We start from the raw sequence: 25,002 nt of genomic DNA, 5'->3' as shown, positions 1-25,002 counted from the left end.
TCCTATGCTAGCTTCAAAATCAAGCGCTTGCTCAACTTTCGTTCACGGAGGATTTCAGTGCAGAGCCTGCAGACGCAGTTTCCGAATTTCATCGGCGCAGAGGCCGAACCACCCCGCGTCGCCCGCTACGCCGTCAACGAGGCGATGATCCGCAACTGGGTCGAGGCACACGACGACCGCAACTCGATCTACGTCGACGCCGAAGCTGCTCGCAGCACCGGTCGTCGAGACGTCGTCTGCCCACCCGCCATGATCTCGACCTGGGTGATGGCGGGCTACCGCCGCTATCGGCAGGTCCAACAACTTCGCGCCGACGGAGCCTCCGAGGATTTCGCCTATTCACGACTACTCGGGCTGTTGGACGAGGCCGGCTACACGTCCGTAGTCGCGACCAACGTCGAGCAGGAGTATTTCGCGGAGTTGAGTCCCGGAGACCACGTCACCGCATATTTCACCATCGAAGCGATCTCACCGTTCAAACAGACGGCTCTCGGTCACGGGTGCTTCATCACCCTGTTCAAGAAGTACGTGGACCAGGACGGAAAGACGCTGGTCGAAGAGCGCTTCCGATTGCTCAGATTCAAACCAGATGCCCAGACAGATACCAAGCCCGAAGCCCAGGAGGTAATCGCATGAGCGAGACTGGCTCCCGCAACACCGCGGTGCCGAGACTCACCGTCACCGATGACAACGATTTCTTCTTCTCCGCGGCCAAAGAGGGTCGCCTCGAAATCCAACGGTGTGCGGATTGCAAGACACTGCGCCACCCGCCAGCGCCCGCCTGCCCGGAATGCCGCTCGTTCAGTTGGGACACAGTCGAATCCACGCGGCGATGCACGTTGCACAGCTTCACGGTCATTCATCACCCGAAGGATCCTGCCTTCGAGTACCCGCTCGCCGTCGGACTCGTCGATCTCGAAGAAGGCACGCGTCTGGTTGCCGACATCGCGGGCATCGATCACGAGGAACTCGAATTCGGTATGGAACTCGAAGTGGCGTTCTCCGAGCACGCTCACAGCGAGATGCTGCCGCAACTGAGGCGACGGGGATCGGTGCAATGACGAATCTTTCTGATTACGAGGTAGGTTCGACCCTTCCCAGCCTCGAACTGCCGTTGGACCGAACGCTCATCGTCGCCACGGCGATCGCTTCTCAGGATTTCGAGGACGTGCATCACGATCCGGGCAAGGCGCAGGATCGCGGAACTCCCGACATCTTCATGAGCATCAACACCACCAACGGGCTCATCGACCGCTACATCACCGACTGGTCAGGCCCGGGATCGCGAATCGTCAAAACATCACTACGGCTTGGTGTTCCGAACTTTCCCGGAGACACCATGACGTTCACCGGCAAAGTGATCGACACCGACGGCCGGACGCTCACCGTGACGGTTCTCGGCAAGAACGCTCGCGGAACGCACGTGACAGCCGACGTGACCCTCGAACCGGCGGAAAGGGTAATCGCATGACACGAGGATTTTCGAGGCAAGCCGCCATCGCCGGGATCGGCGCCACCGAGTTCTCCAAGAACTCCGGCCGCAGTGAATGGCAGTTGGCGTGCGAATCCGTGATCGCCGCGCTCGACGACGCTCACATCGAGGCAGAAGAGGTGAACGGATTTGCGCTGTTCACCATGGAGAACAATCCCGAGATTGCGGTCGCACGCGCTCTCGGGATCCCGGAACTGACATTCTTCAGTCGTATTCCACACGGCGGCGGCGGCGCCTGCGCACCGGTTCAACAAGCCGCGCTTGCCGTCTCCAGTGGTGTCGCCGACGTCGTGGTCGTCTACCGTGCCTTCAACGAAAGATCAGGCCACCGATTCGGCGCCGGGCCACCGCCCTTTGCGTACAACGCGTCGACGGACCAGGAGTATCGGAACTGGATCAACCCGTACGGGCTTCTGACGCCGGCGCAGCAGGAAGCCTTCCTCGCCAAGCTCTACATGCACAAGTACGGGGCAACCAGCGCCGACTTCGGTCAGATCTCGGTTCTCTCACGCAAGCATGCCGCGAACAACCCGAAGGCCTGGTTCTACGAACGCCCGATCACCATCGAGGATCATCAGAACTCGCGCATGATCGCCGACCCCATCCGCCTGCTCGACTGCTGTCAGGAAAGTGACGGCGGACAGGCGCTGGTCATCGTCAGCGCGGAGCGCGCCCGCGACCTGCCGCACAAACCAGCGATCATCAGCGGTGCTGCGCAAGGTGTAGGTCCACAACAGATTTCGATGAGCAGCTACTACCGCGAAGACATCGACAGCATGCCGGAAGTCGAACTCGTGGCGCGCCAACTGTGGGATCAGGCCGGTATCGGCCCGGACGACATCGATGCCGCAATTCTCTACGACGCCTTCACCCCGATGGTTCTGCTTCAACTCGAGGAGTACGGATTCTGCGGTCGAGGCGAGGCAAAAGACTTCATCGCCGACGGCAATCTCGAGCTGGACGGTCGCCTGCCGATCAACACCCACGGCGGTCAACTCGGTGAGGGATACATCCACGGCGTCAACGGTATTGCCGAAGGTGTACGCCTGATCCGCGGCACTTCCACCAATCAACCCACCAAAACTCTGGACAACGTGCTCGTGACCGGCGGCTCTCCCGTCCCGCACAGTGCGCTCGTCCTCTCGGCAGATCGCTGAATCTGCCGCCTATTCGAGAAAGCAGGAACAAGATGAGTGAGCGGATCACCTACGCCAGGGCTACACACGGCGAGGAAGAAATACAGGCGGTTGTCGACGTCTTGCGCAGCGGGCATCAAGGATTGCGCATCGGCAAGAACGTCTTCGAGATGGAAGAACGCATCGCGGCCTTGGCAGGCAAGAAGTTCGGCGTCATGTGCAACTCGGGATCCTCGGGTTTGTACTTGGCAGTCGAGCTGCTCGGACTGCCTGCGGGAAGCGAGATCATCACGTCGCCGTTGACGTTCTCCACCGACATCGCACCGATCGTGCGTGCCGGTCTGGTGCCGGTGTTCGTGGACGTGGAACCCAACACGTTCAACGTCGACGTCACCAAGATCGAGGCAATGGTCACCGAAAAAACCGGTGCCATCCTCATGCCGAACCTCGCCGGCAACTGCCCGGACTGGGACGTCATTCGTGATATCGCAGATCGTCACGGACTCAAGGTGATCGAGGATTCGTGTGACGCGATCGGTGCCACGCTCCGCGGCACTCCCACCGGCTCCCGGGCGGACATCGTCGTCACCAGTTTCTCGATGGCACACATCATCACGTGCGCGGGAACCGGTGGAATGGTGTGCGTCGACGACGAAGCCAGCCGCGACAAGGCGCTCCTGCTTCGCCGCTGGGGTCGTCGCAGTGAGCCGAATCTGTTCGGTAGTACCAAGTCCGGCCGAGTCTTCCGTGAAGAACTCGACGGCGTCGACTACGACAACGACTTCATCTTCGAGCTCATGTCATGGAACTTCGAGCCCTCCGAACTCGGCGCAGCCTACGGCGTCGTGCAGCTCGACAAGCTGGAAGAGAACTACAAGACGCGTAAGGCAACGTTTGCGGCCTTCACGGCGGCATACGGCGCCCATCCTGAATTCTTCACGACGCCGGTAGAACTCGACGGTCTCGACACGGCGTGGCTGTGTTACCCGGTGATGATCAACGAGAACGCCCCCTTCACGCGCAGCGACCTGCAGGAAGCCATCGAGGCCGACGGTATCGACACACGAACTGTGTGGAGCGGCAACGTCACTCGTCACCCGATGATGAACAACATCGAGTTCCGTCAGCCGGCCGAAGGATTGCCGGAAGCCGACGCGGTTTTTGCCCGAGGAATGACACTCGGCATGAGTCACGGCCTGCGTGAAGACGAAGTTGCACGGATTGCGGAGAGCATCAATCGCTTCGCCTCGAAGTTCAAATAGCATGACGAGGCGCTTTGACGGCCGCCGGGCGCTTGTCACCGGTTCCAGTCGTGGAATCGGTGCGGGCGTCGCAGAAAGACTGGCCGCGGAGGGTGCCGACGTCGCCCTCGTGGCTCGGACGCTCGGCACGCATGCAACCCTGCCGGGCAGTCTCGAAGAGACTGCGGCTCGAATTGCCAAGTACGGAACCAAAGTCGAGATAGTTGTCGCAGATCTGACGGACGAGCAGCAGCGCGACACGGTGGTGCCGCTGGCGATCGAGAAGCTTGGCGGGACGATCGACATCCTGGTGAACAACGCGGCAGCGGCGATCTATCAGCTGCTGTCGGATTACCCACTGCGGCGGCGACGTTTGATGTTCGAGGCAAATGTCCATGCACCGCTCGATCTGATGCAAGCCGTGGTGCCGGGGATGGTGGCAAACGGATACGGCTGGATCGTGAACGTGTCCAGTGGCACCGTCAAACTGTGGCATGGCCCGCCGTTCACGTGGGTCGAACCGGGAACTGCCATGACCGTGTACGGCGCCTCCAAAGCAGCGCTCAACAGGATGAGCAACGGCATGGGCGTGGAACTTTACGGCCAGGGGGTTCGCGTCAACACGGTTCAACCGCGGGCAGCGGTGCTCAGTGAGGGCGCCAGAGTCCTGGTCGGTGAGACTATCCGGCCGGATCAGGTCGAATCTATGGAAGAAATGGTGGAAGCGGTCACAGCGCTGTGTGATTGCGACACCGAGTTCACCGCGCGCTCGAGCGTCAGCTTGGACCTGATCGACGAGTGGTCCCTGACCGTACGCGGTCTGGACGGCGCAGCATTACCGGAGAACCCGGCACTACGAACCGAGGAGTTGGCATGAAGCCCGTCATCGTGGACGCAGCACGAACGCCGTTCGGCAAGCGTGAGGGTTGGCTGTCCGGAGTCCACGCGGCGGAACTGTTGGGATATGCGCAGAGAGGCGTGCTGGATCGGGTGGGCGTGGATCCTGACGCGGTCGACCAGGTCATCGGCGGCTGTGTGACGCCTCTCGGTGAGCAGTTCGGAAACATCGTGCGTACGTCCTGGATGCATGCGGGCCTTCCGTTGAAAGCGGGTTGCACCACGATCGACGCGCAGTGCGGCACAGCGCAGCAATCGGTGCAGTTGATCGCCGGGCAGATTGCCATCGGTGCAGTCGACGTGGGTGTGGCGTGCGGTGTCGAGTTGATGTCCCGCGCTCCGTTGACGTACAAGGTGGGTACCGGTCTGGGAACGCCGCGTCCGGAGTCGTGGTCACTCGATACCGTCGACCAGTACACCGCGGCCGATCGGATTGCTGTCAAGCGCGGTTTCAGCCGCGAGGATCTCGACGCCTTCGGGCTGCGCTCGCAGCAGCGGGCGGCGGCGGCGTGGGAGGCAGGACGCTTCGACTCGCACATCATCGATGTGGTCGCTCCGGGCTCTGACGTTCCGGTTCATCGGGATCAGGGTCTGCGCGAATCGAGTCTCGAAGGGCTCGCGAAGCTGCGCACCGTTCAAGAGGGCGGATTGCACACCGCTGGAACGTCTTCGCAGGTCTCGGACGGTGCGAGTGCCGCTCTGCTGATGTCCGAGGATCGAGCCAAGGCCCTCGGCGTGCGGCCGCGCGCAAAGATACTGGCGCAGTGCGTCATCGGCGGTGACACCGAGTTCATGCTCGACGGTCCCGTCGACGCGGCAAACATCGTGCTCGGACGCACCGGGCTGACAATCGACGACATCGATCTGTTCGAGGTCAACGAGGCATTTGCTTCGGTACCGATGTCGTTCGCGCAGGTTCACGGCGTCGATCCCGAATTGCTGAACGTCAACGGTGGTGCAATCGCACTGGGCCACCCGGCCGGTGCAACCGGAATCAGACTGTTGGCCAATGTCATCGACGAACTGGAACGCCGGAACAAGTCCATCGCACTGATCGCGATCTGCGCGTCCGCCGCAACCACCTGCCTGATTCTCGAATGCATCTGACAAGAACCGAAGATTGAGGAACCTGCCATGGCACTACCCCTGCTCGAAGATCACCGTGACCTGGCGGAAGCGGTAGCCGCATTCGCGAACCGCTTCGGTGGAATCGCCGATACCCGGAGCAACGTCAAGAGGTACGCCGCCGGTGATCGGCCGGACTCGTGGGATGGGTTGGTCCGTCAGGGCCTGCACGCAGTGCACCTGCCGGAGCAGTACGGCGGTGACGGGGCGGGTCTTGCCGAACTTGCAGTGGTAGTCGAGCAATTGGGTGATGCGCTCTATCCGGGACCGTACGTTCCGACGGTCATCGCGAGCGGCATTCTCGCAACAGCTGCGGGCCCGGCTGCGGAAACAATGCTGACCGAATTGGCCGCCGGTGCAACCGGAGCAGTCTGCACCGGAACGAGATTGCGCGCGGCTCGCAGCGACGCTGGGTGGACAGTGAGCGGTTCTGCCGACCCAGCTCTAGGTCTGCCCGGAGCTGATGTCGTTCTCGTGCGGGCGAACAGCGAAGACGGCGAGTTGTGGTTCCGGCTCGAACCGTCGACTTCCGCTGCGGTGGTGATCGAAGACGGGGTGGATCTGACACGGTCGATCGGAACACTGACGTTGACCGATCACCAGGTCGAGGCTGGGCTGATCGTCGACGGCCTCCAGGCGCACCGAGTCGAACTGATCGTCAACACGGTGTTGGCTGCGGAGGCGAGCGGTATCGCCGGGTGGGCGCTACGGACCGCAGTCGACTATGTGAAGTCCCGGCAGCAGTTCGGCCGTCCGGTCGGAAGCTTCCAGGCAGTTCAGCACAAGGCGGCCATGATGTTGGTCCGCTCCGAGATTGCCTGTGCCGCAGCGTGGGACGCCGCTCGATCCGAAGAGCACGACGAGGATCAGCAGAAACTTGTCTCGGCTCAAGCTGCGTTGGCCGCTTTGCCCGTCGGCATCGAGAACGCCCTCGAATGTGTAACTTTGCTCGGCGGAATCGGATTCACTTGGGAGCATGACGCGCATCTGTACTGGCGCCGGGCGATCAGTATCGCGGCAGTGGCGGGTTCCGAGGTGAAGTGGGCACACACATTGGGAGACCGGTCCGCCGATTCGGAACGGGATTTCTCCTTTGTCGACCCGGAAATGCTGCCGGAGTTACGAGAGCAGGTTCGGAGGGTTCTGGACGAGGTTGCGCTGCTGCCTGACGACGGAACCACCAGCGCGAGTTGGGCGCCGGCCAAGGGGAGCGCTCGACGCGCCCGATTTGCCGACGCCAAACTGGTTGCCCCGCACTATCGGGCGCCGTACGGGCTGGGAGCGGGACCGAGGGAACAGGCCGTCATCGCACATGAATTCGCGATGCGAGGTTGGGCTCAACCGTCCACGGTGATCGGGGAATGGGTGCTGCCCACGATTCTCGAACACGGCAACGCCGAGCAGCAGGACAGGTTCGTCGAGCCTTCGCTGCGTGCCGACATCATCTGGTGCCAGCTGTTCAGTGAGCCGGGCGCGGGATCAGACCTGGCCGGTCTGAGCACGAAAGCGCGCAAGGTCGACGGTGGCTGGGTCCTGTCAGGTCAGAAAGTGTGGAACTCGGGTGCGCACGAGGCAGATTGGGGAGTATGCCTGGCGCGTTCCGACGCGGACGCTCCGAAACATCGTGGGCTGTCGTACTTCCTGGTCGACATGACCTCGAAGGGCATCGACGTACGCCCGCTGAAGCAAGCCACCGGTAAGTCGGAGTTCAACGAGGTATTCCTCGACGACGTCTTCGTGCCGGACGACTGCCTGGTGGCCGAACCTGGGCAAGGGTGGAAACTGGCTGCGACAACGCTGTCCAACGAACGCTTGAGCATGGGCAGCACGCTGCACCACGGTTCGAGTCGACTGTTCCGTCAGGTGATTGCCGACGCGAGCCACGACTGCCCCCGCGAAGATGCAGTGGAAGGCCTCGGCCGCAGTATCTCTCGTGAGTTGGCACTGTCCGCGATGAATCTGCGCGGAGTGTCGGCGCGACTGGCGGGTCAGGAACCGGGCGCCGAGATCAGCGTGTCGAAGGTGTACAACGCCCTGGCGCAGCGCGAGGGCTCGCGGGACCTGTTGCGACTGCTCGGACCGCGCGCCGCAGTTGTCGACCCGTCGGCGAGTTACGCGATAGACCACATCGGACTTCCCTCGATTCTGTTCGGCGGCGGAACCGTCGAAATCCAACTCAACGTCATCGCGCAGCGCGTACTCGGCCTGCCGCGTTCGTAGATCTTAGGAGCTTCACCATGTACTTGGATTTGTCGGAGGAGTCGAAGACTCTGCGCAAGGAATTGCGCGCATACTTCGCAGAGATCATCAACGACGAAGACCGCCGTGCTCTCGTGGATCAGACCGAAGGCGGCCCCGTCTTCGATCGCATCCTGCGCCGGATGGGTAAAGACGGTTGGCTGGGCTTGGGGTGGCCGGAGGAATTCGGCGGTCGGGGTGAGAACCCCGAAGCTCTGTATGTGTTCTACGATGAGGTGATTCGCGCGAATGCGCCGCTGTCACTGGTCACGCTGAACACCGTCGGACCCGCTCTGATCAAGCACGGGACGCAAGCTCAGAAGGACTTCTTCCTGCGTCCGATCCTGGCGGGTGAATTGATCTTTGCCATCGGCTACACCGAACCCAATGCGGGCACCGATCTCGCGGCACTCGAAACACGCGCCCGCATCGAGGGCGACGAGCTTGTCATCAACGGCAACAAGATCTTCACCAGCGCCGGTGTGTTTGCCGACTGGGTCTGGCTTGCCGTTCGCACCGATCCTGACGCGCCGACGCATCAGGGCATTTCCGTGGTCCTGGTACCGACCAATTCGCCGGGGTTCTCGGTCACCGAAATTCACACCGTGGGCGGAATCAGCACTTCGGCAACCTATTACGAAGATGTTCGGGTGCCGATCAGCAATGTCATCGGTGAGCTCAATCAGGGGTGGAAGCTCATCACCAACCAGCTCAACCACGAACGTGTTGCCCTGGCAGCACGCGGCGGCATCGCCAACGAGCTCTTCGCCGAGGTGGTCGAGTGGGCAAAGACAGAACCCGCCGGTGACGGCCACGTCTACGACATCGGCTGGGTACGTGAGAAATTGGCGGAAGTCTACGCGCTGCTCAGCGCCGCCGACCTGATGAACCTGCGACTGGTGGCGGACGTCGCCGCCAACACCTTGGGCGGCGGGGATTCGGCCGCGGCCAAGATCTTCGGTACCGAAGCCGTCGTCAGTGCGTACGGCATGCTGCAGGAAGTGCTGGGTGCCAAAGGCTTACTGCGCCCCGGTACACCCGGAGCGGTACTGGAAGGGCGGGTCGAGAACCTGGGTCGGCGCGCCCAGAACAACACCTTCGGTGGTGGTACCAACGAAGTGATGCGTGAAATTGTCGCCGCAAAATGCCTGGGCATGGCGCTTGCTGCGCGTCGCCGGCCCGCTGCACAGAACGAAAAGAGCTGACATGGAATTCGAATTCGACGACAACTTGTCCGCCGTGCGGGATCTGAGTGAATCGATCTTCTCGGCGAAGTCCGGAGTGGACCGACTGCGGGAAGTGGAGGGCGCCGGCGGTTTCGACGCCGAACTGTGGAAGCTCCTCGCCGACTCCGACGTTCTGGGAATCGCTCTGCCGGAAGAGGTCGGGGGAGCAGGACTCGGAATGCTCGGCCTGGCTGCGGTGCTCGAACAACAGGGCCGCCGGGTCGCCCAGGTGCCGCTCTGGTCGGTGATTTCCACGGCGGCGCTGCCGATTTCCGAGTTCGGCAGCACGGAGCAGAAAGCGTCGTGGCTTCCGGGACTGCTCGACGGCTCGGTGATCGTCACCGGCGCATTCGACACCGGCTACAACGCCGAGACGGCGGTTCGCGCCGAACCGGCGCCTGACGGTTGGGTTCTGTCAGGCCACGTCGACTCCGTGCCTGCCGCGGAGTTCGCGGCCGCGCTGGTCGTTCCGGTGACGATGCCGGACGGCAGTGTCAGCGTCATGATCGTGCCCACGGACCGGGACGCGCTGGTGCGTACACCGCTTGCGGTGACGAACCGCGAGAGCAACAGCTCTGTGCAGTTCGACGGGGTTGCGGTTACTGCAGCTGACGCACTTCCCGCCGACGGCGCGGTGGTTCGAGACTGGACGTTGCGGCGTGCACGGGTGGCTCTTGCGGCCCTGGCTACCGGCGTCTGCGAGGAAGCGCTGGCGATGACGGCGAAATACACCTCCGAGCGAGTGCAATTCGGTCGTCCACTCTCGACCAACCAGGCAGTTGCCGTCCGGGCCGCCGACGCATACCTCGACACCGAGAGCACAAGGTTGACCACGCACCGCGCTGCCTGGCTGATGGACAGCGGAGTCGAGAGCGAAGCGGAAGCAGCTGCGCTGGTCGCCAAATGGTGGGCGTCGCGCGGCGGCCTGCGCGTGGTGCACGCGACCCAGCACCTGCACGGCGGAATCGGAGCGGACGTCGACTACCCGATTCACCGCTATTTCCTGTGGGGACGGCAGATCGCCTTCACCTTGGGGAGCGCGGGGGCGATAGGCGCCGAACTCGCCGATCAGTTGGAAATCCGAGCCCAGATCGGGGCGTCGGCGTGAATATCTGAGACGACAGGTTGCAGTCACGGGCAGCGCGTCGGCAATCATCGCGCTACTCTGCCCTTCGTGAATCGCACCAGTTCGTTCATCCGGCCGTTGGTTCCGCGGGATCCGCACGAGCCGCATCGGGTGGCGACGCCGCTCGAGCTGCTCACCGACCTCTGCTTCGTCGTGGCGGTCGCTCAAGCGGCCACCGGTCTGCACCACGCGATCAGCGAAGGGCACGCGGCTTCGGGCGTCGGGCACTTCGCGATGGCATTCTTCGCGATCTGGTGGACGTGGCTGAACTTCACGTGGTTCACCTCGGCGTACGACAACGACGACGGAATCGCCCGGCTGCTGACCATCTTCCAGATCCTCGGATCGCTGGTCCTTGCAGCCGGCATCGTCCGCTTCTTCAACGACGACGCCCTGCTCATCATCGTCGGCTACGTCATCATGCGAATAGCCCTGGTCATCCAATGGCTCAGGGTGTCGCGGAACGACCCCGAACATGCGCTCACGGCTCGTCGATACGCTCTCGGAATCGTGTTGGTCCAGATCGGTTGGATCGGTTTCTACTTCGTTCCATCCGCCATTTACGTCCCGACGTTCCTGGTGTTGGTTCTGTGCGAATTCGCGGTACCGATCTGGTCGGAGAAGCCGGGCATGACGCCGTGGCACCCGCATCACATCGCGGAGCGGTACTCGTTGTTCTTCATCATCGTTCTGGGCGAGACGATCCTCTCGACCACCATCGCGATTCAGGACGCGGTCGACGGTGAGCATCCGGCAGCGCAGGTCACCTACGTCGTGATCGGCGGCATTCTGATTGTCTTCAGCCTGTGGTGGCTCTACTTCCAACGCAATGCAGGCGAAGTGATCGGCGGTGACAACGTCTCACCCTTCGTCTGGGGGTTCGGTCACTACTTCATCTTCGCCGCCGCTGCCGCCATCGGTGCGGGGTTGGCTTCGCGCGTCGACTTCTGGACTCATCACGGTGACGGTAGCGCGTTGGTGACGGGTGCTGCCGTCACCGTTCCGGTCGCGGTCATCCTTGCCGCCCTGTGGTTCATCCACATTCGACTACATGACTCCTCGGTACGCACCCTCATGCCGTTCTCGGTCGCGATCGTCGTCGTGCTCGGTGGTACCTACACCGCGGTGCCCGAACTGGTCGCGGGGCTGGCCTGCGCCGCGCTGTTGGCCGTGGAACTGGTTCTGACCGAGGGGAAATCCGAAACCGTCTGAGCGCTCATTCGGCGGCAAGGAATATCGCCTTGGTGACGGCGACGGTCTCCAGCGGTCCCTTCGACGGTCCGACCAGCACGGTCCACCGATCTTCGGAACGATCGATCGGATAGGTGCTTTCGGCCCATACGATGGGTGTATCCGTCCCTTGCCCTCGGCAGGAGTAGGCGCCCGCCAGACGGGGGTCGGATTCGGCAGAGGGCCACGAACCGCCGTGCCGGACGCGGCAGAGAAGGCCGTTCTCGAGTTCGAGTCCGAAGGGAGTCGGACCGGCGGGCGGCGGATAGGCCTCGACGCCGTCCACGCCTCGAGCGGTGATCAGTTCTGTTCCCCAGGGAAATTGCAGGCAGAGAATCGAATCGGGCTCCGGGCCGACCCAACACGCGTCCGCCCCGTCTGCGGTGCTTCCGCAGGTGATGACTCCCGGCGTGACGGCCGACTGAGATGCTCCGTAGCACTCGCTGATTTTCATGGCCGGTGTCTTGACACTCCAACCGGATTTGGGTTTGCCGGAACCGTCGACGGCAACAAGATTCACGATCTCGGTGGGTGTACCGCCCGCTGATGATCCCGCAGTCGCGGGCAAGCACCGGCAGAGGACTATGCGGGTGATAGTTCCCTCATCCGCTTTCTTGCCTTCGGGTGTGAAGGTGATGCGATACCCGGTTCCTGCTTCGGAGTCGGCCGGAAAGACTGCAACCGATTCGCCGTCGGAATTGGTTGTGGCAGTGAAGGGACCGTACAGTTCGGCGGCGCGCTGCATCTTCTGGCCGACGGCCAGTCCGTCCAGTGTGACAGCACCGGTCCGGGGTGCAATTTCGACGAGAACGCCATCGGTAAAGGTCAATTCGCAGTCTTGCCATTCGACCACCACCGTTCCGGTCTTCGATACCGACGCCAGATCGCCGGCCGCTTTCCGTGCGTCCTCCACCGTCATGCCGATCCGAAGGTTACGGAAGCCGCTGGTGGAGAGTCGCTCCCGTGCGGATTCGGGATTCGAGGCAACCGCCAGCCGTGCGGTGAGTTGCGCTGCGTTGGCGGCGTCGATCGCCATGCCCCCGGTCGCGTCGGCGATGCACTTCAACTGGCCGGACGCAGCGGCGTCGAGCTTGAATCCGATTGTGTGGATAGTCAGGTCAGGATCGTGAGGTATCGCTTCCGTGGACTCACATGGAGGTTCGGTTGAGCAGGTGTCCTCTCCGTCGGAGACGAGGATGATCGTGCGCTCGCCATCGGTCGGGAGTGCGGCGGCGGCTTGTTGAAGCGCAGCCATGATCGGCGTGTATCCCGACGCGGACAACCCGTCGATTCCCGCTGCGAATGCATTTCGATCGAGCGGTCCGAGTGGCACGACGGTCTTGATGTCGCGGCAACCCGCGTCCTTCTCGGCGTCGCTGCTACCTGTGGCGGTGCCGTACGCGATCAGACCGAGCGCTGTGTCGTCTGGAAGACCACTGACAAGAGTGTGAATCGCGTTCTTGGCGGCATCGATTCGAGGACCGGGAGCGTCGTCCTGCTTCATCGACCCCGAGGCGTCCAGGACGATGATGCTAGGCGCCGTTGCGCTCGCCTCTGAAACCGGATCAGCAGTGACACTTGCCTGCTGGGGCCCGCCTACTTCCTGGGTCCCACCTGCTTCTTTGGGCCCGCCACTGCCCTGCGTCGAACACCCGACGGCAATGATCGCAGTCGCCGCAATACAGATCGCCACACGAAGACGCATGGAATGAGGCTACGAGGTGCCGCCGCCCACCAACAGTCGTCCGAACGGACGACAGGCTCAGCGAATCGCGAGCCGCTCCTTGCGGAGCTTGTCGACCTCGGGCAGATGCAGGGGTTCGAGTTCGTTCACACCCAAGGCCCGCATGAGCAGGAGGTCCGCGAGTTCCGGATTCCGGGCCAAGGCGGGTCCGTGCATGTACGTCCCGATCACCGAACCCTGTACGACGCCTTCGAATCCGTCACCGACACCGTTCCCGACACCATGGGTGACACGTGCGAATCCAGAGGCTGAGCTACCCAGAGTTGTTCCGCCGCGGTGATTCTCGAAACCTGAGAGAGGCGCGGTGAGCCCGTCGATCAAGGGCTTCGTGATGACCTCGCCGATGGAACGCTTCTCCTGCGGAGAGGTCGTGACGTCGAGCATCGAGACACCGTCGACGCGTTCGCCGCTGGAGGTTTCGTACCAGTTGCCGAGCACCTGAATGGCAGCGCAGATCGCCAGAACCGGTGCGCCGCGCTCGGCGGCGCGTTGCAGGCCAGGGTATTTCGCGAGATGGCGCGTTGCGAGTCGCTGGGCGGAATCCTCGGCGCCACCCAATGTGTACACGTCGAGCGAATCGGGGACCGGATCGCTCAAGGTGATGTCCACGATCTCGGCGTCGTAGCCGCGCATCCGCAGACGCTGACGCAGGATCAGGGCATTGCCGCCGTCGCCGTAGGTGCCCATGACGTCGGGGAGAACCAGTCCGATGCGAATTGTCGAGTCAGACATTGCGAGACTCCTTCGCGATGGCGGTGTTGAGGTCACGGAAGGCTGTGTAGTTCGCCAGTACCTCCACACGTCCGGGAGGGCAGGAAGCGATGGCGCGCAACGGATCCGGATCGAGGGTGTGCTCGACGCCTGCGTACGTGAGGCGAACGGCGAGATCGGTTCCGCGTTCGCCGGCGGCCACTACCTTGACGCCTTCGAAGTGTTCGAACTTCACGTCCCACAGCCAGGAGAGGTCCTCGCCGTCCGGAACCTGACCGTTCACCGCGATGACCAGGCCGTCCACCGTGGGATCGATCATCGACAGCGCTTCCTGCCAACCGGCGGGATTCTTCGCGAGCAGCATGTGAACGGAGTGCGGTCCGACCTCGACGGTGCTGTAGCGGCCGGCGACTTCCTGGACCGTCGACGCGGCGGCAACTGCCCCGACCGGATCTGCGCCCAAAGCCGCCGCTGCCGCTACGGCCTGAGCGGCGTTACCGCGGTTGGCTTTTCCGGGGAGAGTCAACGTCATCGGAATCTTCAGGCCGTCGGGGCCGTAGAGATTGTCGTCGTCGAGCCACCATGTCGGCTCGGGCCGCGCGAAGTCGGAACCGGTACTGCGCCAGTGCTTTCCCTCCCACACGATGGGTTCACCGGTGCGCGGGCAGCTGACGGAATCGCCGGCCCAGCCGCCGCCGGCAGCAACCCACACGACGTTGGTGGCGTCGTATGCCACGGAGGTGACCAGTACGTCATCGCAGTTGGCGACGATCACCGCGTTCGGATGCGCATTGACGCACGCGCGGAGCTTCCGCTCGATCATGTTGATCTCGCCGACCCGGTCGAGCTGATCGCGGCTGAGATTGAGCAGCACGATCACTTCCGGGTTCACGGCGTCGGCTACGTGGGGGACGTGCAGTTCGTCGACCTCGAGTGCTGCCAGCGTTGCGTCCGTACGCGCGGCCAGAGCGGCCACGATCCCGGCATCCATGTTGGCGCCGTCGGCCTGCGTGGCGACGTCACCGAGTGTCGCGAGCGCTGCGGCGGTCATACGCGTGGTCGTCGACTTGCCGTTGGTGCCCGTGACCACGACGGTGCGCTTGCCGCGTCCGAGCTGAGTCATGAGCGTCGGGTCGATCTTGAGGGCGATCAACCCGCCGATCATCGAACCCTTGCCGCGACCGGCCTTCTGCGATGCCCAAGATGCTGCTGCGGCAGCTCGCATGGCGAGCTTTCCGCGCACTGTGATCGATAGTCCAGTTCCCACGGCCCGAGTTTGGCACAGGGCATCGTCAGACGCCGAGTCGCGCCGGTGGTGAGGCTGCAGGTGTGTCCGAGAAAACAGTGTTCGCGGGCTTGCGCCTCATCTGTGCGGCACTCGCTCCGGCGATCACGATGACTGCCCCGACCAGGGACAACGGGCTCGGATCCTCGTGCAGGAACAGCCAGGATGCGCCGATTCCCACTACCGGTACCAGCAAGGAGAGCGGCGCCACCATGCCGGCGGGATAGCGGCCCATGAGCATCGTCCAGAGCCCGGATCCGGCGATGGTGCCTAGCAGAATGATGTAGGCCAGCCCGACCAGTGACGGCCAGGCGTCGGCGCTGAACGCGGTGCCGAGCGCGTGCCATCCGGCGGTGGGGCCTTCGACCACCGCTGACAGGGCGAGCATCGGCAACGGCGGGATGACGCACATCCACAGCATCAAGCGCATCGGTGCGGGCTCGCCGACGGTGTTCGCCGCGGCCAAGCGGCTGCCGAGATTGCCGAACGCCCAGGACAGGCCGCCGAGGAGCGTGAGGATCACGGGCAGCAGTGCCGCGTGGTGTGAACGGTCCCAGCCGATCAACGACATACCGACTACGGCGACGGCGATCCCGGAGACCTGCCAGACGCTGAGCTTCTCGCGGAGCAGGAACGCGCCGAGTAGGACGGTGAACGGCGCGGACGACTGCAGGACCAGTGATGCGAGACCCGTCGGCATCCCCGAATGCATCGCCCAGAAGAGGAAGACGAACTGGCCGAATCCGAAACCGAATCCGTAGAGCAGCAACCAACGGAGCGGTACCTGCGGACGCGGCACGAAGATGACCACCGGAATCGCGATGATCAGAAACCGGAGTGCAGCGAAGAAGAACGGCGGGAAATGATCCAGGCCGACGCGAATGGCCAGGAAGTTCAGACCCCACAAGACGATCACGGTCAGGCCGAGGAGACGGTCGCGGGGAGTCATGACGTTAATCGTGAGCCGTACGAAGCATCAGAACAAGCGAATATAGATGCACTATCCATGTAGTTTTGCTACATGGATATTCGTCACCGTATGGATGCCACGCGCTTGCGGATCCTCCGTGAGCTCGCCGACCGAGGAACCGTCGGCGCTACTGCTCTCGCTCTCTCGATGACACCGTCCGCCGTCTCGCAACAACTCAAGATCCTCGGCCGAGAGGCGGGGGTCTCGCTCCTCGAACCGGACGGGCGCACGCTGCGCCTCACCGACGCTGGTCGAGCGCTGGTGCTCCGCGCCGACGACGTGGTGGCGGCGCTCGACCGGGCAGCGGACGAGATGGCGTCGTACCGAGGCTCGCCGCGCGGCAAGGTGCGAGTCGCGTTCTTTCCCTCCGGAGCAGCTCTCCTGCTGCCCGGCGTCCTGACGGCGCTGAAGAACTCGGACGTGGACATCGACGCCCACGACGTCGACAAACCGGCGTCGGCCGTCCCTGGACTGTTGGCCGATCACGACGTGATCCTCACTCACCGTGACGAACGCGGCGCCGAGACCTCGTTTCCCCGGGTCAGCGTGCAACCGCTGATGCGTGAACCGATCGACCTGGTGCTGCGGCCTGATCATCCACTCGCCGAGCAGGATTCGGTCCGGTTGGAACAATTGGCCGACGAGAACTGGATCAGCGTGCGCGGCGGGTTTCCGGTCGACGACGTTCTGTTGTCCGTTGCGTCCGTCACCGGGGTCCAACCTCGAGTCGCTCATCGGATAAACGATTTCCGAGTTATCGAAGAGTTGGTGGCGGCGGGCCACGGTGTGGCTTTGATGCCGCGTTACGCGATCACACATCCTGGAGTGTCGAGGAAACCGGTGGCAGGCGTGCGCGCTGCACGCGTTTATGAATTGGCAACTCGATTACACATCGACCGCAGCCCGGCTATCGGAGTGGTTCTCGACGCTTTTCGCGACGTCGCCCGGGCGGTCGGTGAATGAACGGCTGTTGGTGAATGAACGGCTGTCGGTGCATGAACGGCGGTTGGTGAATGAATACGAAACGGGAGCGACACGATTAGTGTCGCTCCCGTTTCGGTAGTGCAATCCTCACTGATTAGTGAGGGCCTGAATCAGGCGAGGGCCTTGGCCTTCAGCGCTGCGAATTCTTCTTCGCTGATGGTGCCGGCGTCGAGAAGCGCCTTTGCATCTGCGATGGACTCGGCCGGGGACTTTCCGGCAACCTCACGGATGTAGCTGTCCTGTGCATTCTTGACCTGCTGAGCAGCCTCCATGGAGCGCTGGGCCATTCCGTCGCTTCGGACGATCAGATAGACGAGCGAGGTGAGCAGCGGAATGAAGAACAGGAAGACGATCCAGATTGCCTTTACCCAGCCGGAAGTCTTGTGATCGCGGAATAGGTCGGTGATGATCGAGAAGAGCAGGATCAGGTACGCGATGAACGCGAAGCTGATGATGATCAGCCAGAGGAAGTCCCAAAAGGAATCCATTGTCGAGCCCCATTTCACAAGTCGGATTTGTCTGAGGTGACTATCTCACGTGCCGGGGTCGGCTGCATCATCCTCGATGGGTGAATCCTGTTTGTTAACTTCGCTAAGCGACTCTTTCGGGACCTATGTCATGCCGAAGCGAAAACACGGACCGAAGAACTTCTGTGCCGTGAAAACAACCCTGGTCTCACCCGAAAATCAGGTGAGACCAGGGTTTGTTCAAGAGCCGGGTTCGTATTGCGTGAGTGTCAGCTCGCGCGGTTCACTGCCGAAACCACGGCGCGCAGCGACGCCGTCGTGATCGACGTGGCGATACCCACACCCCAGACGACGGTGCTCTGACCGTCCGGGCCAGTCACTGCGCACTCGACGTAGGCCGCCGCTTGGGCGTCGTCGCCGGCGGACATTGCGTGCTCGGAGTAGTCGAGGACACGAACGTCGAAGTTGATGCTTCCCAGCGCGTCGACGAAGGCAGCGAGCGGGCCGTTACCGGTTCCCGAGATCTCCTGCTCCTTGCCGTTCGCCTTGACGATGGCGGTGATGGCGTCGGTGCCGCCGTCCTCCTCGGAGGCGGTGACCTTCTGCTTCATGCGCTCGAGCGGGGTGACGGGGGCGAGGTACTCCTCGTGGAAGACGTCCCACATTTCCTTCGGCGAGACCTCGCCGCCTTCGCCGTCGGTGATCTTCTGGACCGACTGCGAGAACTCGACCTGCAGACGACGCGGCAGCACCAGACCGTGATCGGCCTTCATGATGTACGCGACGCCGCCCTTGCCGGACTGCGAGTTCACGCGGATGACGGCCTCGTAGCTGCGGCCGACGTCCTTGGGGTCGATCGGCAGGTAGGGGACCTGCCAGAGAATGTCGTCGACGTCCGAGTCCTGGTTGTCGGCGTCGACCTTCATGGCGTCGAGGCCCTTGTTGATCGCGTCCTGGTGGCTGCCGGAGAACGCGGTGTAGACCAGGTCGCCGCCGTACGGATGACGCTCGTGGACGGGCAGTTGGTTGCAGTACTCGACCGTGCGACGGATCTCGTCGATGTTCGAGAAATCGATCTGCGGGTCGACGCCGCGCGTGAACATGTTCAGCGCGAGGGTGACCAGGCAGACGTTGCCGGTGCGCTCACCGTTACCGAACAGGCAGCCTTCGATGCGGTCTGCGCCGGCCTGGTAGCCCAGCTCGGCTGCAGCGACGCCGGTGCCGCGGTCGTTGTGGGGGTGCAGCGACAGGATGACCGAATCGCGGCGGGCCAGGTTGCGGTGCATCCACTCGATGGAGTCGGCGTACACGTTGGGTGTCGCCATCTCGACGGTGGCGGGCAGGTTCAGGATGACCGGGTTGGCAGGCGTCGCACCCAGGGTTTCGGTGACGGCGTCACATACTTCCTTGGCGTACTCGAGTTCGGTGCCGGTGTAGGACTCGGGCGAGTATTCCCAGCGCCAGTTCGTGTCCGGGTACTTCTTCGACTCGGCCAGGACCAGTTCGGCGGCGTCGGTGGCGATCTTCTTGATCGTGTCCTTGTCGGCGCGGAACACGACGCGGCGCTGCAGAATCGAGGTGGAGTTGTAGAAGTGCACGATCGCGTTCTCGGCACCTTCGCACGCCTCGAATGTGCGCTTGATCAGTTCGGGACGCGACTGCGTCAGCACCTGGATGGTGACATCGGACGGGATCGCGCCGTCCTCGATGATCTCGCGAACGAAGTCGAAGTCGGTCTGGCTCGCGGACGGGAATCCGACCTCGATCTCCTTGTAGCCCATACGGACCAGGAGATCGAACATACGACGCTTGCGCGCCGGGCTCATCGGATCGATCAGCGCCTGGTTGCCGTCGCGCAGGTCAACGGCACACCACTGGGGTGCTCGGTCGATGATCTTGTCCGGCCAGGTGCGGTCGGGCAGCGTGACCGTCTCGACCTCTTCGGCGAACGGGCGGTAGCGGAACGTCGGCATCGACGAGTTCTTCTGCGTGTTCCACGCAGGCTGGTCGGAAGGTGCCGGCTTCGTGGGTGGGGTAATGGTGCGAGTGCCGGTGGTGAATGCGTCAGCGGGGGACATTGGTGTGATCTCCAGGATTGTGGACCTGGCCTGATGACCTGTTGGTCAAGACCATGAGTCCGGAAGGCTTGGTCGACCGGCGCACAAAAACCCCGCGGCGGGAGGCCAGTCTGGATCAGACCCCGTCGCGGCAACCAAGAAGGAGTGCGCGCTGCATGCACAGCACTCTACTCCTGGATTTCGCGAGAAATCGGTGGGGTTCGCCCTCATGTCCAATTTGTCGCCGAATTGTGCTGCCGTTTCGGCCTCGAAAATGGTGGACTGTCGTCCATGGATCCCCGAATCGCCGTGGCGAGCACGTACCTCGACGCGCTCCGTAGTCACGATGGCAGTTCCGTACCGCTGGCTCCGGACGCGGTACGTCACGAGGTCGGGTTGAAGACCGGATTTTCGGGGAATCATTTGCGGCGCAGCCTTTCCGGAGGTCCTCAGTATCGCGTGATCCGCGACATTCGTGAGGTGGAGTGGACGGTCGACGGGGACGACCTGACGGCTGACTACCTCCTTGACGCCGGGTTGTTCGGGCGCAACCTGATGACCGTTCGGGTTACCGAGACCTTCCGGATACCCGCTGACGATCACCGCATTCACCACATCACCGCGAAGATTCGACCGGCGCGCGCCAAGCACACGTGATGCGCTCGATCCGCTGGATCGTCTGTTCACTGCTGATCGTTCTCGCTGGTCTCGGTTTTGCCGGCTCGGTGCTCGCGCTGTTCGTCCACACCCAGGTGAACGACACCGACAGCTATGTCGAGTCCGTTGCCCCGCTGGCTGCCGACCCCGCTGTCCAATCGGCGGTCGTTGATCGGCTGACCGAGGAATTGACGCAGCGGTTGGACGAGTTTCCGCAGGTGGTGACGAGACAGGCCGAGAGACTTGTTCGTGAGGCCGCTCAGTCGTTGGTCTCGAGCGACCAGTTTGCGACGCTCTGGACCGCGGCCAACCGTCGAGCGCACGCGCAACTTGCCGCGATGGTGACCGGCCGAGCCGCCGACGGCATAGTTCGGGCCGACGACAGCGGAACGGTCACCGTCTCCCTCGAACCGGTCATGACGGAACTGAGGACGAACCTGCGCGATCGCGGATTCACCGTGATCGATCGCCTCCCGGCGCTCGATCCGCAGTTCGAGATCCTGCAATCCGACGAGTTGGTGCGGGCCCAGGATTTCTCGAACACTCTCGACCGAGCAGCGACCTGGTTGCCGTGGGCGTCGGTGGCCTGCGCGATTGCGGCCGTCGTAGTTGCACCGGGGCGCATGCGCGCGCTGTCCCTGGTCGGGCTGGCGACGGCGGTGGCGATGATCGCCCTGCTGGTGGCGCTGGCCGTCGTGCGCCGGGTCTATTTACAGAATTCAGACATACCGTCGTCCGAGGCGGCTGTGGCGGTGTACGACGCGCTGGCAGTTTCCCTGGTCAGCAGTATCCGCGTGCTTCTCGCCTGCGGAGTTGCCGTCGCGGTGGTCGGTTACGTTGCCGGTGGTTCGCGTTCTGCGACGTTGATGCGAGCGCGGATCTCGCAACTGATCCCGCGCGGATCTGAGGCGAACAGCAGTACGCATCGGGAAGTCCCAGGACCACCTCGGTAAGCTCGACCTCTGGTATCTGTAAACAATTTCGACCTGGAGGTAGAAACGCGTGGCTCTCGTCGTCCAGAAGTACGGCGGATCCTCGGTGGCAACCGCCGAGCGCATCCGACGAGTCGCTGAACGGATCGTCGAGACCAAGAAGGCCGGCAATGATGTCGTCGTCGTGGTGTCAGCGATGGGCGATACCACCGATGAGCTGCTCGACCTGGCTCAGCAGGTGTGCCCTTCCCCGCCGGCCCGTGAAATGGACATGCTGCTGACCTCGGGTGAGCGCATCTCCAACTCCTTGGTAGCGATGGCAATTCACTCCCTCGGCGCCGAAGCTCGTTCGTTCTCGGGCTCACAAGCCGGAGTCATCACGACCGGCAGCCACGGAAACGCCAAGATCATCGACGTCACGCCGGGCCGTGTTCGCACCGCCCTCGACGAAGGCTCGATCGTTCTGGTCGCCGGATTCCAAGGCGTCAGCCAGGACAGCAAGGACATCACGACGCTCGGACGCGGTGGCTCCGACACCACCGCCGTGGCGTTGGCAGCTGCACTCAACGCTGACGTCTGCGAGATCTACACCGACGTCGACGGCGTCTTCTCCGCCGATCCTCGCATCGTCCCCGACGCTCACCGCCTCGAGACGGTTTCCTTCGAGGAAATGCTCGAACTCGCAGCGTGTGGTGCCAAGGTGCTCATGCTCCGGTGCGTCGAGTACGCCCGTCGTTACAACGTGCCTGTGCACGTCCGTTCGTCATACACCACCAAGCCCGGAACAATCGTGTCCGGATCGATGGAGGACATTCCTGTGGAAGAGGCCCTGATCACCGGAGTCGCGCACGATCGCGGCGAAGCCAAGATCACCGTTGTCGGATTGCCGGACACACCGGGACATGCTGCCAAGGTGTTCCGCGCTGTCTCCGATGCCGAGATCAACATCGACATGGTGCTGCAGAACATCTCCAAGGTGGAGACCAACAAGACGGACATCACCTTCACGCTGCCGACCGCCGACGGCCCCCGCGCCGTCGAGATCCTGACCAAGCGTCAGGAAGACATCGGCTTCACACAGATCTTGTTCGACGACCACATCGGCAAGGTTTCCCTGGTCGGTGCCGGAATGCGGAGCCACCCGGGCGTCACGGCCACGTTCTGTGAGGCACTGGCCAAGGCCGACATCAACATCGATCTCATCTCGACCTCCGAGATCCGCATCTCCGTGCTGGTCAAGGACACCGAACTCGACGACGCCGTGCGCGTTATCCACGCCGCTTTCGGTCTCGGCGGCGACGAAGAAGCCGTAGTACACGCAGGAACAGGACGGTAATTTCTGATGACAACAATCGCTGTTGTCGGTGCGACCGGTCAGGTCGGCATCGTCATGCGCACTCTGCTCGAAGAACGTAACTTCCCCGCGGACAAGGTGCGGTTCTTTGCATCGGCACGCTCCGCCGGTAAGAAGCTGACGTTCCGCGGCGAAGAGATCGTTGTCGAGGATGCCGAAGCAACGTCCGACGAGGATCTGAAGGGCATCGACATCGCCCTCTTCTCCGCCGGTGCGACGCTGTCTCGTGCGCAGGCTCCGCGCTTTGCCGCGGCCGGTGCGACGGTTGTCGACAACTCTTCCGCATGGCGCAAGGATCCCGAGGTTCCCCTCGTGGTCAGCGAGGTCAACCCGCAGGACACGAAGAACCTGGTCAAGGGCATCATCGCGAACCCCAACTGCACCACCATGGCAGCGATGCCGGTGCTGAAGGTTCTGCACGACGAAGCCGGTCTGCAGCGTCTGATCGTCTCCAGCTACCAGGCTGTGTCCGGTAGCGGGATCGCCGGCGTCGAGGAACTCCTCGGCCAGGTGCGCGCCGTTGTCGGTGACGCCGAGAAGCTGGTTCACGACGGCAGCGCCGTCGAGTTCCCGGCCCCGAACAACTACGTCGCCCCCATCGCGTTCAACGTCCTGCCGCTGGCAGGTTCGCTGGTCGATGACGGCAGCGGCGAGACCGACGAGGATCAGAAGCTCCGCAACGAGAGCCGCAAGATCCTCGGGCTTCCCGATCTGTTGGTTTCGGGCACCTGCGTGCGCGTACCCGTCGTGACCGGGCACTCGCTCGCGATCAACGCGGAATTCGCCAACCCGCTCTCGGTTGCTCGCGCCAAGGAACTGCTGGCCGACGCTCCGGGCGTCGAGCTGGTCGAGGTTCCGACGCCGCTCGCCGCCGCCGGTGGCAACGCGTCGCTGGTCGGTCGCATCCGTCAGGACGAGGGTGTCCCCGAAGGCCGCGGACTCGCGCTCTTCGTCTCGGGCGACAACCTGCGTAAGGGTGCCGCGCTCAACACGATTCAGATTGCCGAGCTGCTGGTCGGCTAGATCTTTCGTTCGGTATCGGCCCCGCACCTAGGTGTGGGGCCGATGTCGTTTCGATAGGGAGTTCTAGTCGAGTTCGGAAATAGCGACGAGTCCGCCGAGGTACTCGGCATCCGAATACGCCTTGGCGAGAAGCACACCGAGTTCACCAAGAGCTTCGTGGTCGCCGCCGTACGCAACAAACATGCCGGCCTCGGGATCGGTGCCGAAGCGGCCGTCCAGATGGGGAGCGTCGCGACCCACCACCGCATGGGCCACCGACGCCCAGTCGTAGCCGGAGCCTTCGAAACCCTCTACCTGCTCGAATACCGCTGCTACCTTGCCGAAATGCTGGTCGGTGAGCATCAGTGACCAGTTGCCCGGAGACGTTTCGAAAAGCTGTAGCGGTTCGATCGATGGTGATGTCATGCGTGTATTGAAGCAGATCCGACCGACAGGTTTCAGTGGTCTGCTAACGCCCGACCGACTGAGCGAGCGCAACGGCAAAACTGGAAAGTCTTTCTCGGGTATAGGTTTCGGGGTCGCTGACGGCCAGTCGTCCGAGCATTTCGGCAAACGACATCATGGTGTGTGCGAGGAGAACCGGATCAAGGCCTTCGAGCTTCGGTTCGAGGGCAATCCCGGCACGCGCCAGTTCTTCGGCGCGGGCGAAGACAGCTCCGCGAGAGAGCTTCAGCAAGCCGTGATACTCGCTGGGGGCGTTCTCGACAGACGTCAGAATCAGGCGCCAGCGCGTCGGGTTCTCCAGTACGGCGTCGACGAAGGCGCCAACGGTTCCGGTGTATGACGCCGCTGGGCCGAGTTCGCTCAGATCCGTCGGCATGGTTTCGAGCACCTGAGTGATGGCTCGCTCGTGCTCGCGGCGCAGGAGTGCGGCGACGAGATCGGTCCTGGTATCGAAAATCGTGTAGAGGACGGGCTTGCCGACGCCGGCTTCGGCAGCGACGGATTCCATGCTGAGGTTGTGCAGGCCTACGCGGCCGGTGACCTCGAATGCTGCGTCGAGCAGCTGTTCGCGTCGTTGCTCGGGCGCCATACGAGGGGCGTATTTGCGTCGCGGTGTATCCGTTGCGTCAGCTTGTGACCTGGTCATCGTGTGCCTCACCTCCG

The 25,002-nt window shown here is 63.0% G+C and carries 24 protein-coding genes; 16 read left to right on the top strand and 8 right to left on the bottom strand.

The genetic code is table 11. The features are described from left to right. The first annotated feature begins 57 nt into the window (after positions 1-57). The 11 genes from RE4_RS20645 to RE4_RS20595 all read left to right on the top strand — a co-directional run bounded on the left by RE4_RS20645 (position 58) and on the right by RE4_RS20595 (position 11,693). Positions 58-636, top strand: a complete 579-nt coding sequence (locus RE4_RS20645) for an FAS1-like dehydratase domain-containing protein (protein ID WP_041814552.1) — start codon at positions 58-60, stop codon at positions 634-636. Then, complete coding sequence (locus RE4_RS20640; protein WP_060939256.1) at positions 633-1,061, top strand: Zn-ribbon domain-containing OB-fold protein; 429 nt, start codon at positions 633-635, stop codon at positions 1,059-1,061. Before RE4_RS20645 ends, RE4_RS20640 begins: the two co-directional genes overlap by 4 nt. Beyond that, complete coding sequence (locus RE4_RS20635) at positions 1,058-1,471, top strand: hotdog family protein (RefSeq protein WP_020968218.1); 414 nt, start codon at positions 1,058-1,060, stop codon at positions 1,469-1,471. The genes RE4_RS20640 and RE4_RS20635 overlap by 4 nt, the downstream gene beginning before the upstream one ends. Then, positions 1,468-2,649, top strand: coding sequence for a lipid-transfer protein (locus RE4_RS20630; protein ID WP_047888076.1), 1,182 nt, complete (start codon positions 1,468-1,470; stop codon positions 2,647-2,649). The genes RE4_RS20635 and RE4_RS20630 overlap by 4 nt, the downstream gene beginning before the upstream one ends. 32 nt (positions 2,650-2,681) lie before the next feature. After that, on the top strand, positions 2,682-3,890 hold the full coding sequence (locus RE4_RS20625; RefSeq protein ID WP_003943793.1) for a DegT/DnrJ/EryC1/StrS family aminotransferase: 1,209 nt from the start codon (positions 2,682-2,684) through the stop codon (positions 3,888-3,890). Between the two features lies 1 nt (position 3,891). Continuing rightward, a complete protein-coding gene (locus RE4_RS20620; RefSeq protein WP_060939255.1) occupies positions 3,892-4,746 on the top strand; it encodes an SDR family NAD(P)-dependent oxidoreductase in 855 nt (284 codons plus the stop codon). Further along, entirely contained in the window at positions 4,743-5,873 is a 1,131-nt protein-coding gene (locus RE4_RS20615) for a steroid 3-ketoacyl-CoA thiolase (protein ID WP_060939254.1), read from the top strand. The genes RE4_RS20620 and RE4_RS20615 overlap by 4 nt, the downstream gene beginning before the upstream one ends. Before the next feature lie 27 nt (positions 5,874-5,900). Continuing rightward, entirely contained in the window at positions 5,901-8,111 is a 2,211-nt protein-coding gene (locus RE4_RS20610) for an acyl-CoA dehydrogenase family protein (RefSeq protein ID WP_060939253.1), read from the top strand. Between the two features lie 17 nt (positions 8,112-8,128). Next, the gene (locus RE4_RS20605; RefSeq protein WP_060939252.1) at positions 8,129-9,334 is read left to right on the top strand and encodes an acyl-CoA dehydrogenase family protein; all 1,206 of its coding nucleotides are present in this window, start codon (positions 8,129-8,131) and stop codon (positions 9,332-9,334) included. Position 9,335: 1 nt separating this feature from the next. Next, a complete protein-coding gene (locus tag RE4_RS20600) occupies positions 9,336-10,463 on the top strand; it encodes an acyl-CoA dehydrogenase family protein (protein WP_021342640.1) in 1,128 nt (375 codons plus the stop codon). Positions 10,464-10,529: 66 nt separating this feature from the next. Then, positions 10,530-11,693: a low temperature requirement protein A gene (locus tag RE4_RS20595; protein ID WP_020905917.1), complete on the top strand. Its 1,164-nt coding sequence runs from the start codon at positions 10,530-10,532 to the stop codon at positions 11,691-11,693. Positions 11,694-11,697: 4 nt separating this feature from the next. On the opposite strand, the gene RE4_RS20590 is transcribed toward RE4_RS20595, so the two are convergent. From RE4_RS20590 to RE4_RS20575, 4 genes are read right to left on the bottom strand one after another with little or no spacing between them, the layout of a single operon-like run. Continuing rightward, on the bottom strand, positions 11,698-13,416 hold the full coding sequence (locus tag RE4_RS20590; protein ID WP_081098405.1) for a vWA domain-containing protein: 1,719 nt from the start codon (positions 13,414-13,416) through the stop codon (positions 11,698-11,700). 57 nt (positions 13,417-13,473) lie between these two features. Then, a complete protein-coding gene (locus RE4_RS20585) occupies positions 13,474-14,187 on the bottom strand; it encodes a type 1 glutamine amidotransferase (protein WP_019746560.1) in 714 nt (237 codons plus the stop codon). After that, complete coding sequence (locus tag RE4_RS20580) at positions 14,180-15,433, bottom strand: Mur ligase family protein (RefSeq protein ID WP_021332917.1); 1,254 nt, start codon at positions 15,431-15,433, stop codon at positions 14,180-14,182. Before RE4_RS20580 ends, RE4_RS20585 begins: the two co-directional genes overlap by 8 nt. Before the next feature lie 25 nt (positions 15,434-15,458). Then, complete coding sequence (locus tag RE4_RS20575) at positions 15,459-16,400, bottom strand: EamA family transporter (RefSeq protein WP_020968225.1); 942 nt, start codon at positions 16,398-16,400, stop codon at positions 15,459-15,461. A 90-nt stretch (positions 16,401-16,490) separates the two neighbouring features. Between RE4_RS20575 and RE4_RS20570 the strand changes: the two genes are divergently transcribed. Continuing rightward, positions 16,491-17,384, top strand: coding sequence for a LysR family transcriptional regulator (locus RE4_RS20570; protein WP_020905920.1), 894 nt, complete (start codon positions 16,491-16,493; stop codon positions 17,382-17,384). Positions 17,385-17,515: 131 nt separating this feature from the next. On the opposite strand, the gene RE4_RS20565 is transcribed toward RE4_RS20570, so the two are convergent. After that, a complete protein-coding gene (locus RE4_RS20565; protein WP_020968226.1) occupies positions 17,516-17,893 on the bottom strand; it encodes a PLDc N-terminal domain-containing protein in 378 nt (125 codons plus the stop codon). A 248-nt stretch (positions 17,894-18,141) separates the two neighbouring features. Beyond that, entirely contained in the window at positions 18,142-19,950 is a 1,809-nt protein-coding gene (gene leuA, locus RE4_RS20560) for a 2-isopropylmalate synthase (protein ID WP_060939250.1), read from the bottom strand. A gap of 270 nt (positions 19,951-20,220) precedes the next feature. Between leuA and RE4_RS20555 the strand changes: the two genes are divergently transcribed. The 4 genes from RE4_RS20555 to RE4_RS20540 are packed head-to-tail and all read left to right on the top strand — an operon-like array spanning position 20,221 to position 23,895. Continuing rightward, the gene (locus tag RE4_RS20555) at positions 20,221-20,586 is read left to right on the top strand and encodes a DUF8021 domain-containing protein (RefSeq protein WP_003943492.1); all 366 of its coding nucleotides are present in this window, start codon (positions 20,221-20,223) and stop codon (positions 20,584-20,586) included. Next, positions 20,586-21,539, top strand: coding sequence for a hypothetical protein (locus RE4_RS20550; RefSeq protein WP_046377823.1), 954 nt, complete (start codon positions 20,586-20,588; stop codon positions 21,537-21,539). Before RE4_RS20555 ends, RE4_RS20550 begins: the two co-directional genes overlap by 1 nt. A gap of 49 nt (positions 21,540-21,588) precedes the next feature. Continuing rightward, complete coding sequence (locus RE4_RS20545; RefSeq protein ID WP_019746567.1) at positions 21,589-22,854, top strand: aspartate kinase; 1,266 nt, start codon at positions 21,589-21,591, stop codon at positions 22,852-22,854. 6 nt (positions 22,855-22,860) lie between these two features. Continuing rightward, positions 22,861-23,895 carry an aspartate-semialdehyde dehydrogenase gene (locus tag RE4_RS20540; RefSeq protein ID WP_060939249.1) on the top strand — a complete coding sequence of 345 codons (1,035 nt, stop codon included), beginning with the start codon at positions 22,861-22,863 and terminating at the stop codon, positions 23,893-23,895. A 63-nt stretch (positions 23,896-23,958) separates the two neighbouring features. Here the strand turns inward: RE4_RS20540 and RE4_RS20535 are convergent, their stop codons facing one another. Together RE4_RS20535 and RE4_RS20530 are read right to left on the bottom strand one after the other, a co-directional pair. Beyond that, positions 23,959-24,300, bottom strand: a complete 342-nt coding sequence (locus RE4_RS20535; RefSeq protein ID WP_060939248.1) for an Imm51 family immunity protein — start codon at positions 24,298-24,300, stop codon at positions 23,959-23,961. A gap of 43 nt (positions 24,301-24,343) precedes the next feature. After that, entirely contained in the window at positions 24,344-24,985 is a 642-nt protein-coding gene (locus tag RE4_RS20530) for a TetR/AcrR family transcriptional regulator (protein WP_042950461.1), read from the bottom strand. Between the last annotated feature and the right edge of the window lie 17 nt (positions 24,986-25,002).

This window comes from Rhodococcus erythropolis NBRC 15567, from assembly GCF_001552595.1.
Classification (GTDB): domain Bacteria; phylum Actinomycetota; class Actinomycetes; order Mycobacteriales; family Mycobacteriaceae; genus Rhodococcus_F; species Rhodococcus_F erythropolis.
This window is presented reverse-complemented; position numbering and strand designations above follow the sequence as displayed.